This is a genomic window from Asticcacaulis biprosthecium C19, from assembly GCF_000204015.1.
Taxonomy (GTDB): domain Bacteria; phylum Pseudomonadota; class Alphaproteobacteria; order Caulobacterales; family Caulobacteraceae; genus Asticcacaulis; species Asticcacaulis biprosthecius.
Window position 1 is genome coordinate 605,682 of sequence record NZ_GL883077.1, and the last position, 10,672, is coordinate 616,353.

The following is a 10,672-nucleotide window of genomic DNA, read 5'->3' on the forward strand; positions in this document are numbered from 1 at the left end:
CCCACGCTTCGCTCGGCTCTCGTCCTCTCCCCGCAGGCGGGGAGAGGTAAAATATTACACCGCGATGTCGAGGACAGTTCCGGTTTCGGCTACGCCCTGTTTCAGGTCGCGTTCCATGTCCTTCATCTCCTTGAGCAGCTCCTTCAGCTCTTCGTCCATGGCCTCGAAGACCTTGTCCATGTCCTTGTCGGGCTTTTGAGCCGCCTTTTGAAGGCGCGCCGGCTGCAACATTTTTTCTTCGATATGGGCCAGGATGGCTTTCAATTCCTTGAGGAATTTCAGGCCGTCCTGGCCGATTTCCCGGCGCACGGCCCCGACCAGTTCATCATGCGTCACCGTGGCGTTGGGGTCTTCGGTCGTCGCCGAGGCAGACGCCGGAACAGACTCAGCCTCGGGCTCGGCTGTCTCGGCGGTCGCCTCGGTTTCGGCGTCCGCCTTGTCAGCGTCAGTATCGCCGTCTTTGACGTCAGATTGGGCCGCCGAGTCAGTCGGAGGCGGCACAACCGCCGCCGATGCCGAAAAGCTCAGGTCCATCTGGCCTTTGGTGGCGTCCTTGAACTCCTTGAGCGCGGCCTTCAGGTCTTTGAAGACCTGGGTCAGGGCGCGCGCCATTTCCTTGGGATTGCCGGAAAACAGTTTCCGCAGGATCTTCAGGTGTTCCATGAGCTTTTCGAGCTTTTGGCGCACGCGGTTCTTTCGCTCGGTATGGGCCTTCATCTGCTCGTTGTCGAAGACCTTGCCGACCTTGGACTGAAGTTCCTTCTGGTGGTCGTCGGCCTTTTTGAGCGCGAGGTATTTTTCGTTCGACATGCCGCGCGCCAGCGGCGCCATAGTCACATTGGCGGTGGGGTTGGGCGCATCCTCGAAAGCCAGTTTGGTGCGCCGGGGCTGGTAGGCGCTCAGGATAAAGCCCTGGTCGATGTACATGCATTTCGCCTTCTGCGAATGAGACGACCATAGTGCACACTTAAACTTAATACCGCGTTATTGGACGCCGAAAGCTGATTTACTCCACGACGTTTTGCTCCGGCAATTTGAACCGGCCGCGGTCAGCCCGGGCGATGGCTGTGTCGAGCGCCGCGACATACTGGTCGCGCAGTTCCTGAAGGTAGGGCCGTGTTACCGACATCAGGGCGTTGCGCCGCGCCACCAGTTCGTCATATTGCGCGCCATCATTGTCGATCATGGCTTCCGGCGTTGTGGTGACGAACTCCAGGCGGTGGCAATCCTCCGTCAGGGCCAGGTCGAGAAAGGCTTCCGGCTGGGACTTGATGACCGGGCCGAAGCTGTTCGCCAGGGGGCCGTCGGCGCCGGCGCTGTCGCCGATCAGAAAATTGGACGCCATGGCCAGCCGCACCGCCAGCAGGTTGCCTTCGCGCATCCGCCGGGTCAGGCCGTCGATCATCGCGGCGGTCAGGTTCTCAGCTTCGCGGCATCCCGGTTTCAGGCAGGCCCGTGTCGATTTCAACGCGGACCGGAAACTGGATTCCGTCGGCTTTTCAATGAAGGCGTTCAAGCGCCAGGCCGTCAGAGGTCCCTCCGCCGAACAGGCGGTCAGGCACAACAGCATCACTACTGAAACCAGCCGTTTCATCCATCCCCCGGACGATGTGAACCGCAAGATGTAACGGTAACGGCTGTTTTCGGCAACCGCCTTTGTGATCACAGGGCCTTCGCGAGCACGGCATCCAGCTTGGTGAAGCTGCTGCGCCAGCCGACCGGATTGCCCAGCGCCACGTGGGCGTCGCGCACCAGGGCTTGCGGAAAGGTCTGACGGACGGTCACGCGGGTGCCGGCATCGCAGTCTTCAAACGTAATTCGCGTCGGGATGGGCCCGCCGACATAGGCGGCTTCCTCGCCACCCAGTTCGACATATTTTCCGCGGATCATGGCGTGCCACGCCGGCGGGTGACGTTCGACCTGCATGATCATGACCAGCACTTCGTTGTCGATGACCTCGCCGAATTCGCCCAGTACCGGATAGTCGCTGCCATCGGGGGCGTGCATGATAAGGCTTAAGCCACCGCCCGGCCGGACATCGACATCGACCGCCGTGGTCAGGCCTTCCGGCCCCCACCAGGCAGCCAGCATCTGCGGGTCGGTCCAGGCCTGATAGACCAGGGCGCGCGGCGCGGCGAAGTCGCGGACCAGGATCAGGTCGTTCGCTTCGGTTGTCAGTTCGGTGTCAAGCATGGGTCTTGTCCAGATAGGCCTTGGCTGAGCGGGTCATCGCATCTCTCCGGCGGTATTGATCATCCAGTGCTGATCGTAGCGATCGGTGCATATGCCGAAGCTCTTCGACCAGAAGGTCTCGGCGAAATCCAGGTAGATGCTGCCGCCCTTTGCCAGGGCCGTGAACACCCGCTCGGCTTCATCGCGACTCTCGAACGTCAGCGTGACGGTCGTGCCAGCGGGTTTGGCGTAGATTTCCGGCGGGGCGTCAGCGCCGGAGATTTCGCCCCGGTCCAAGGTCAGCGTGGCGTGCATGACGGCATCAGCCCATTCCGGAGGAAACTGATCCTTCATCGGCGATTCGCCGTAGGTCATCATGAGGGTGATCTCGCCGCCCAGGACCTCAGCATAGAAGGCGAAGGCGTCGCGGCAGGTGCCGTTGAAGGCCAGGTGAGGGGTAATCCGGACGGTCATGATCTAAGCCTTCGTCGCCTGGGATTCGATATAGGTGGCGGCCATCTCGAGCATGTAACGGCTGCCCATTTCACGGTCTTCCGGCGTCGGGTAGCCGTCGAGATGAACGATCTGCTCGGTGAATTTGATCAGGGTCCGCGTCTCCACCGGGATGAACTCGACACTGGCCAGGGACACGGAAATCTTCTTGCCGTTCACATACATGTCGAAGGCGTAGATGATGCGGCTGTCCGGCACGATGTCGTGGTAGCGGCACTGGAAATCGCTCTCCTTGCCGTCCGGAAACCGGCCGTGGGCGCGTTCAATGCCGCCCGGACGAAAGTCGAACTGGCGATCGAGCATGGTCCAGCCGGCAGGGCCGACAAACCACTGCGCCTTGGCCTCGGCATCGGCCCAGGCGAAGAAGGCCAGCGAGGGGAGAGCGTCCACCTCCCGCGAGATCGTGAAGGTGTGGTGATGCGTTGAATAGGTCATCGGGTGATCAGCCTTGCGGTTTGAGGGGCGGGCCCAACAGTTCGGTTTCAATGGCGATGTCGACCTCGTCGGTCACGCCCATGTCGCTGCCCGGCGCCGGGATACCGGCGCTCATGCCGAAATCGGAGCGCTTGATCCGGCCGGTCAGCGAGAAGCCGACCCGGGCCTGCGGGTCCATGGCGAAGCCGGGATAGCCGCCGTTGAAGGTGGCGTCGAAGGTGACGGGTCTGGTGACGCCGCGCATCGTCAAATTGCCGGTGATTTTGGCCGTGTCGGCCCCCGTCATATCCACCTTGCTCGACACGAATTCAATCTTCGGGTGGGCCGCGGCGTCGAAGAAGGCGGCCCCCATCAGTTCGTCGTGAAAGCCCTTGGGCGGTGCCGGCAGGTCCAGCGACCTCGGGTCGACCGACGCCGTGACCTGGGCCGCGGCGGGATTGGCAGGGTCCAGTTTCACGACGGCGTCGATCTTGTCGAAGCTGGCCGTGAAGTTAGAATAACCCAGATGACCAACCTTGAAGGTAAGGGAGGAATGGGCGGGGTCGGCGCGGTACTCGCCGGCGGGGATGCCAGCAATCGCCGCGGTTGACGCGGCCTGGGCCGGAGCGTCTGGCTTTGGGGGTGTCTGGGTACAGGCGCCCAGCAGCGCCAGTGCCGAAAGGCCGAGCAGGGTACGTGTCATGATGCGGCGCTTTCCTGGTCCACGAGTTTGGCCGTCTCGGGATCTTCCGAGAGGGTTTTGAGATTGTTCAGGCCGGCCTCGAAATCCTTGCCGACCAGGTCGTCCATGTTGAACAGGGTGCCCATCACCTTGATCGGGAAGGGCTGCGGACCCGTCATGGTCCAGGTGACCACTTGCGTGTCTCCCTGCGGTTGAAGCGTGAATTCGGCGATGTTTTTGGCCTGGAACGGCTTGATGAAGTCGAGCTTGATGGTGATCTTCGATGCCGACTGTTCGACGATTTCCATCCGGCCCGCGCCGGCCTTGCCCTTGCCGCGCCAGTCGTAGATGGCGCCTATGCCCGAGTCCTGACCGCTGTAGGTGCGGTTGAGCTCGGGATCCAGGGCCTCCCACGGCGACCAGGCGCGCCACTTCCTGAAGTCCTGGATATGCGCCAGAATAGTCTCCGCGGGGGCGTTGATGGTTGCTGAACGCTGGATTTGCGACACGTTCGGCTTGGTGGCCGCGACGATCAGTACAGCCGCGATGACCGCCCCGACCAGGATGAGAAGAATCATGCCCATGATCAGCCTCCCTGGACCTGTTTGAGGTAGGTCTCCAGCTTGGCGAAGGTGCCGCCGAAGCCGGCCGTCATGCTGGCATGGCCAAGCTTGAAGACGGCGCGTTCTTCCGCGGTGGCATGGATCGGCCACGACCGGCTTTCGAACAGGGTCTTGCCGTCCTCAGAAGGCGAGAAGTTCTGCTCGCACAGCATCTGCAGTGGCCAGGTCGGCGCCATCGGGTGGCGGACCGGCTGGCCCGCTTCGTTGCAGAAGGACAGGACGTAGCTGAGGCGCGAGGTCGGCTGAATCTCACGGAACACCCACTTGCCCCACATGACCATGCCAGCGACCTCCATGCCGTAGATAAAGACCCCGCCGGGCGTCAGGTCCAATGACTTGACGACCAGGGTCATGCCGGCCGGTCCGAACCACTGTTCCAGATGGTCCTTCTGCGTCCACATCGCCCAGATCAGTTCGGGCGGTGCGTCGAAGGTGCGGCGCATCTTGAAGACCTCGTCTTCATGTGCGGGGGCTTCGGTCATTGGGCGTCTCCATTGAGGAAGGCTTCGAGGCGGTCGAAATTCTGTTCGTTGGCGGCTTCGAGAAACGGCGCCAGATCGGCATTGGAACCCGGCACGAACGTCATACGCCAGGTCAGTTCGGTGCCGTCACCGTCGGGCATGAAGTGCATGGCCATGGTGAAGTCGTGCATCGGCTGATAGTGGCGAAAGACGACGCGGTGCGGCGGTGCGATGTCGAGGAACTGCTTGGCGTTTTCGAAGGCGGTGCCATTCTCATTGGTCATGGTGATGCGAAACTCCCCGCCTGGCCGGAAATCGAACGCGTCGACGACATTGGTAAAGCCGTGCGGACCCCACCATGCGATCAACTTGGCCGGGTCGGCGAAGGCGTCGAACACCTGCTCCGGCGTAAAGGCTAGGTGGCGCGTATTGTTCACCGTAAAGCCGGTCTCATTATCTGGGCTGTCCATTCCCGGTCTCCTTTGCCGCGGCATCGGCCTGCAGCTTTTTCAAATAGTTCGCCAGGCGGTCGAGGCGCGCGTCCCAGAGGTCTCGGTACAGCAGCCACCACATGGCAATTTCCTCTAATGCACTTCGCCATCCGGCTTCAGTGTCTTGAGATAGGCATCGAGGCGGTCGAACCTCTGCTCCCACATCTTGCGGTACTCACCCAGCCAGGCATCGACCTGTTTCAAAGGCTCCGCCTCCAGCTTGCACGGCCGCCATTGCTTGGTGCGCGAGCGTGAGATCAACCCGGCCTTTTCCAGCACCTTCAGGTGCTTGGACACAGCCGGCAGGCTCATCTGAAATGGTTCGGCCAGTTCGTTGACCGTGGTTTCGCCCAGGCTGAGCCGCGCCAGGATCGCGCGCCGAGTCGGGTCGGCGAGGGCGTTCAGGGTCAGGCTCAGAGGATCTTCGGACATGCGCAGTCTAGGTTTTCTTCTTTGCGGCGCGGGCCGCCTCAATTTCAAGGTTTTCAGCCATGCGGGCCTCGATAATCGCCGTCAGCACCGTTTCCGGGATCGGCCTGTCCGGAGTAAACCGGATGGTGCCGGGTGAGGTGCTGAACCCCGCCAGTTCCGCCTTGAACCGCTCCAGAACCTTGGGACTCATGCCATAAAACGCGCAGTGCTTTGCCGCCGCACCGAACGAGACGAGGGGGCCATGCCATTTGTAGTTGGGCACACCGTAGCTGATCATCTCAACGGCGTCGGGCGCCGTGGCGCGGATCAGCCGGCGTACCGCCTGCAAGGCTTCGGCATAGTCCGGCCGCAACGGGGCCAGATAGGCATCGACATCGGCGGTATCGCTTCGCATCTATTTAACCCGTATGTTAAATAACTTATCGGTTAAATACTCTTCGGACGATAAGGAGTCAACAGGCTTTTTGACAATCTCTGTTGGCAGGATTAGCCTGTCAGACAACACAAAAGGAAGCATCATGCGCATCGTGCCGGCACTGGTTTTGACGGGGGCTCTGGCTTTGACTGGCACGGCCCATGCGGCCATTGATCCCAATCTCGTCGCCGCGGCCAAGGCTTCCGTGGTGACCATCAATATTAACGGCAATTCCAACACGACGCGGGATTTGCCCGATTTGGGTTTTTCGGGATCGCAAGACGCCTCACCGCAAAAGCCCCATATTCGCAGTTCGGGCAGCGGGTTTGTCATCGACCAGACGCTTGGTCTGATCGTCACTGCAGACTTCGTGCTGGAAAATGCCGCTGACATCTACGTTCAAACCGCCGACGGCCGCGGCCTGGCGGCAACGGTGGTTGGTCGCGATGCGCTGTCGGGCGTGGCCGTACTTAAGGTGGCCGACACCAGCCTGCTGGCGCTACCCTTTTGTCCGGCGCCTCTGCGCGTCGGCGACGACGCTTTCCTGATCGGCAATCCTTATAGCCTGGGTATTCTGGTGACCAGCGGCATAGTCGCCGGGACCGATATCGACGTCAAGGATGAGGACATGTCGCCGCTGCTGGTGCTGGATTTGATGATGCATAAGGGCACAGCCGGCGGTCCGGTGCTGTCGCCGCAGGGCTGTGTTACCGGCATGGCGGTCGCTCAGTTCGGCAGTCCGGGCTACGGTGGTGTTGGCACCCTGGGCATGGCCATTCCGGCGGCTCAGGTCAAGGCCATCAGCCAGACGCTCATCACCTCCGGAAAGATTACCCGCGGCTGGATCGGCATTTCGCTGTTCGAGGAAGACCTGACCCTGTCCCAGGTGACGCCAGGCAGTCCGGCTGACAAGGCGGGGCTGAAGGCGGGCGACCTTATCCTCAGCTACGACGGAATCGAAGGCACCACGTTCGAAGCCCTTCGCCGCCATATCGCCGTCAAGCCGATCGGTTCGGACCTGGTGCTGAAAATCAAACGCTTCCCAAATGACGATCTGACACTTACTGTCCCGATTGTGGCGGCACCGGAAGACTCAGGTCAGCGTTAAAACCGCTTCCGGTTCTCTTGCCATTCCTCGCGAGTCTGCCCCCAGACTTCGGTCGCATGGCTGGCGAACGGATCCGGCAACTTGCCGGGACCGCGATTGACCGAGCCCAGCTTGCGCGCCACGCCCTGGGATCCGGCATTGTCGGGTGCGATGGTGTGGACGATATCCTCCCACCCCAGCTCGTCGCAGACAAAGTCCATACAGGCGACGGCCGCTTCGGTGGCATAGCCGCCACGCCACCATTTGGCGTTCAGCCCCCAGCCGACCTCGCGTCCGGGCCAGCCGTCGGGATATAGCGGCCCGATTCGTCCCATCCATTCGCCGGTGGATTTGTTCAGAACACTGAACATGTGGAAGCCGTCCAGCGCCCAGGCGCCGGCAATTGTGCGAAAGGCGCGCCAGGCCATCGGTCGCGGAGTAAGGCCCCCAATGTGGCGCATGACCTCGGCATCGGCGCAGAAGGCGGCAAAGGCGTCGAAATCGTCGGCGACCGGCGGACGCAAAAGCAGCCGCGGCGTTTCCAGGGTCGGGCCAAGGGGCGAGGTGGTTGTCATGCAACCGGGTTAGGCGGGCTGAGGGACGGCGTCAAGACGCATACGCCGTCTCAGCCAGTCGTCGCGGGTCTGGCACCACAGTTCGCGTACCCCGTCGTCGAAGGGTGGCGGCAGGTTGACTTCGCCGCGACGCATTGACCCCAGCCGCAGGGCCACCGCCCGCGACACGGCATGGTCGGGTTTGAACGTATGAATGACCTCTTCCCAGGCCAGGCGATCAAAAACGAAGTCCAGGCAGGCGGTCGCTGCTTCCGTGGCGTAACCGCGGCCCCAGTACCTCGACGCCAGTCCCCACCCCAGCTCACGCCCCGGCCAGGCAGGGTTCCAGCCCGGCCCGACGCGGCCGATCCATTCACCCGTCTCGCGAAGGAGCACACTGAAAATATGGACGCCGTGCTGCCGCCACAGGGGTATCGAGTTACGAAAATCGGTAAAGACACGCTCGCGCGACTTGACCCCGCCATTGTTTCGCATGACCTCCGGGTCGGCGCAATAAGCGCTCCACGCCGGCATATCGTCGATGATCGGCGGGCGCAGGATCAGCCGTGGCGTGACCAGGGTCGGCCTCAGACGCGTTTCCGTCACCGCTCGATGCGCTCCTCGACCGTCTGACCGGTCCGACGGTCCACGTAGATGTAGCGACGGACGACATGGCTGCCACCACCGCCCCAGGCGCCGATTCCGAGCAGGAAGCCGAAATCGTACCACCGCCCGACATTGGGGAAGGCGTACATGCGGATATCGTCGGTAAACAGGCTGACGACGAAGGCCAGGGGTGCGAGGAGGCCGTCGATCAGACCGCGAACAAAGGCGGGATCGCCCGGCGCGCCCATGGGCCGGTCGGCGCAAGAGGCCAGAAGCAGCGCGATGGCCACCCCCAGTCCGGCCACAACAAACTTTTTCATCGTGCAAAGCCCTCCGTTTGCGCGAGTTTAGCCGACTCGCGCACAGGTCACCATGACCTTTTGCGGCACGGTCCACATCAGCTCGCTGCCCTTGGTCCATAGCTCGTAACTGTCGCCGGCATAGCGCCCGCCCGAGCCGCTGATCACCTGGGGCAGGATGACCGACTGTCCGCCCCAGCGGATATAGGCAATCGACGGATAGCCGTTGATAAACGTCGTCGACAGCGGCAGATCACTGCCTGGGCAGCGCCAGCTATCGGGACCATGGCTGGTGCCGGTGTCGTCGCGGGTGGCGGCGTAAGCCGAGCGCAGGTCGTGGATGCGCTCGGCATAGGCATTGACCAGGCATTGTTTGATCTCGGCGGTCCGCGTGCAGGTGCTGCGGCGCTGGTCCAGCCAGCCTTTCTGCAACCTCTGCAGGGTCTCACGGCTGGCGCCGGCGGAGGCATCGGCGAGAAAGTACAGCCGCGCCAGCTCGTTATCGAGATCGACCAGTTGGGTGTCGCCGCAGATGACGCGTTCGATGCCGTCGGGATCGTCCTGCAAGGCCTTGGCGCAGTCGAAACTGGGGGTGCCCATGGCGCCGGCCGGAGACGACGACGCAGGCATCGGCACCGGGACATAGACCGAGGTCACGGTCTCCGTAGACACTGTCGTGGTGCTGGTGCTTTCGCGGGGGCTGCAGGCGGCCAAAGCCAGGATAAGAACAACGGACAGACAACGGGTCATGGGGATCTCCTGATGGCCAGCTTAGCTATCCGAAAATAAAAAAGCCGCCCTGTTTCCAGGGCGGCTTTGGTATTCGAAAACCTGACAATTTAGGCCAGCGAAGGATCGATCGTCTTGCAGGCGGCAATCAGGCCCTGGACCGACTCGACTGACTTGGCGAACATCGCCTTTTCGTCGTCGTTGACCGAGAACTGGATGATGCGTTCAGCGCCGTCCTTGCCGATGACGACGGGCACGCCGACATAGAGGCCGCGCAGGCCGTATTCGCCCGACAGATAGGCGGCACACGGCAGGACGCGCTTCTTGTCCTTGAGGTAGGAGGTCGCCATGGCGATGGCCGATTCCGCCGGGGCGTAGAAGGCCGAACCGGTCTTCAGCAGGGCGACGATTTCGCCGCCGCCGCCGCGGGTGCGCTTCACGATGCCGTCCAATTCGTCCTGGCTGATCCAGCCCTGGGCAACGACTTCCGGCAGCGGCAGGCCGGCGATGGTGGAATGGCGCACCATCGGCACCATGTCGTCACCGTGACCACCCAGGGTCCAGGCGTGGATGTCTTCAACCGATACGCCGGTCTTTTCGGCCAGGAAGTAGGCAAAGCGCGACGAGTCCAGCACGCCGGCCATGCCGACGACCTTCTTGTGCGGCAGGCCCGAGAATTCGCGCAGCGCCCACACCATGGCGTCCAGCGGGTTGGTGATGCAGATAACGAAGGCATTGGGGGCGTAGGTCTTGATGCCTTCACCGACGGCCTTCATGACCTTCAGGTTGATGCCCAGCAGGTCGTCGCGGCTCATGCCCGGCTTGCGCGGCACGCCGGCGGTGACGATGCAGACATCGGCGTCGGCGATGGCAGAATAATCGTTGGCGCCCTTCAGGCTGACGTCGGAGCCGAACACGGCCGTGGCTTCGGCGATATCCAGCGCCTTGCCCTGCGGCGTTCCTTCCATGATGTCGAACAGGACGACATCGCCCAGTTCCTCACGGGCGGCGATGTGGGCCAGGGTCCCACCGATCATACCCGCACCGATCAAAGCAATTTTCGCACGCGCCATGGGAACTCCCCTTCAAACTATTGCGCCAAATTTATGGGGAGCGTCTAATCCCTAACGGCCTTTGGCGCAAGAGCTTGCTGCAAATGCGAATGAAAAGGGAAAGCGGATTTGGCAAAACTTA

General features: G+C 62.2%; 17 protein-coding genes. 1 reads left to right on the top strand and 16 read right to left on the bottom strand.

Annotated features, from left to right (window positions below; translation table 11 throughout):
* Window positions 1-54 precede the first annotated feature (54 nt).
* The 11 genes from ABI_RS03135 to ABI_RS03185 form a co-directional block, all read right to left on the bottom strand.
* The gene (locus ABI_RS03135; protein WP_006271379.1) at window positions 55-927 is read right to left on the bottom strand and encodes a hypothetical protein; all 873 of its coding nucleotides are present in this window, start codon (window positions 925-927) and stop codon (window positions 55-57) included.
* 79 nt (window positions 928-1,006) lie between these two features.
* On the bottom strand, window positions 1,007-1,594 hold the full coding sequence (locus tag ABI_RS03140; protein ID WP_157138681.1) for a hypothetical protein: 588 nt from the start codon (window positions 1,592-1,594) through the stop codon (window positions 1,007-1,009).
* Window positions 1,595-1,662: 68 nt separating this feature from the next.
* The gene (locus tag ABI_RS03145; protein WP_006271381.1) at window positions 1,663-2,193 is read right to left on the bottom strand and encodes an SRPBCC family protein; all 531 of its coding nucleotides are present in this window, start codon (window positions 2,191-2,193) and stop codon (window positions 1,663-1,665) included.
* A 33-nt stretch (window positions 2,194-2,226) separates the two neighbouring features.
* Window positions 2,227-2,646 (bottom strand): VOC family protein, encoded by a 420-nt coding sequence (locus ABI_RS03150; RefSeq protein WP_006271382.1) that lies wholly within the window; start codon window positions 2,644-2,646, stop codon window positions 2,227-2,229.
* A gap of 3 nt (window positions 2,647-2,649) precedes the next feature.
* Window positions 2,650-3,120, bottom strand: a complete 471-nt coding sequence (locus ABI_RS03155) for an SRPBCC family protein (protein WP_006271383.1) — start codon at window positions 3,118-3,120, stop codon at window positions 2,650-2,652.
* Between the two features lie 7 nt (window positions 3,121-3,127).
* Complete coding sequence (locus tag ABI_RS03160; RefSeq protein WP_006271384.1) at window positions 3,128-3,802, bottom strand: YceI family protein; 675 nt, start codon at window positions 3,800-3,802, stop codon at window positions 3,128-3,130.
* Complete coding sequence (locus tag ABI_RS03165) at window positions 3,799-4,365, bottom strand: SRPBCC family protein (RefSeq protein WP_006271385.1); 567 nt, start codon at window positions 4,363-4,365, stop codon at window positions 3,799-3,801. Before ABI_RS03165 ends, ABI_RS03160 begins: the two co-directional genes overlap by 4 nt.
* Window positions 4,366-4,367: 2 nt before the next feature.
* A complete protein-coding gene (locus tag ABI_RS03170) occupies window positions 4,368-4,886 on the bottom strand; it encodes an SRPBCC family protein (RefSeq protein ID WP_040308529.1) in 519 nt (172 codons plus the stop codon).
* Complete coding sequence (locus ABI_RS03175) at window positions 4,883-5,335, bottom strand: SRPBCC domain-containing protein (protein ID WP_083811373.1); 453 nt, start codon at window positions 5,333-5,335, stop codon at window positions 4,883-4,885. The genes ABI_RS03170 and ABI_RS03175 overlap by 4 nt, the downstream gene beginning before the upstream one ends.
* Window positions 5,336-5,449: 114 nt before the next feature.
* Window positions 5,450-5,788: an ArsR/SmtB family transcription factor gene (locus ABI_RS03180; protein WP_006271387.1), complete on the bottom strand. Its 339-nt coding sequence runs from the start codon at window positions 5,786-5,788 to the stop codon at window positions 5,450-5,452.
* Between the two features lie 7 nt (window positions 5,789-5,795).
* On the bottom strand, window positions 5,796-6,182 hold the full coding sequence (locus ABI_RS03185) for an iron chaperone (protein ID WP_006271388.1): 387 nt from the start codon (window positions 6,180-6,182) through the stop codon (window positions 5,796-5,798).
* 124 nt (window positions 6,183-6,306) lie between these two features.
* On the opposite strand from ABI_RS03185, the gene ABI_RS03190 reads away from it, so the two are divergent.
* Entirely contained in the window at window positions 6,307-7,311 is a 1,005-nt protein-coding gene (locus ABI_RS03190; protein WP_006271389.1) for a S1C family serine protease, read from the top strand.
* On the opposite strand, the gene ABI_RS03195 is transcribed toward ABI_RS03190, so the two are convergent.
* From ABI_RS03195 to mdh, 5 genes are all read right to left on the bottom strand, one after another.
* On the bottom strand, window positions 7,308-7,865 hold the full coding sequence (locus ABI_RS03195; protein WP_006271390.1) for a GNAT family N-acetyltransferase: 558 nt from the start codon (window positions 7,863-7,865) through the stop codon (window positions 7,308-7,310). The genes ABI_RS03190 and ABI_RS03195 overlap by 4 nt on opposite strands.
* Window positions 7,866-7,874: 9 nt before the next feature.
* Complete coding sequence (locus ABI_RS03200) at window positions 7,875-8,450, bottom strand: GNAT family N-acetyltransferase (protein WP_006271391.1); 576 nt, start codon at window positions 8,448-8,450, stop codon at window positions 7,875-7,877.
* Entirely contained in the window at window positions 8,447-8,770 is a 324-nt protein-coding gene (locus ABI_RS03205; RefSeq protein ID WP_006271392.1) for a hypothetical protein, read from the bottom strand. The genes ABI_RS03200 and ABI_RS03205 overlap by 4 nt, the downstream gene beginning before the upstream one ends.
* Before the next feature lie 27 nt (window positions 8,771-8,797).
* A complete protein-coding gene (locus ABI_RS23355; RefSeq protein WP_006271393.1) occupies window positions 8,798-9,499 on the bottom strand; it encodes an MliC family protein in 702 nt (233 codons plus the stop codon).
* Between the two features lie 89 nt (window positions 9,500-9,588).
* Window positions 9,589-10,551 carry a malate dehydrogenase gene (mdh, locus tag ABI_RS03215; protein ID WP_006271394.1) on the bottom strand — a complete coding sequence of 321 codons (963 nt, stop codon included), beginning with the start codon at window positions 10,549-10,551 and terminating at the stop codon, window positions 9,589-9,591.
* Window positions 10,552-10,672: the final 121 nt, after the last annotated feature.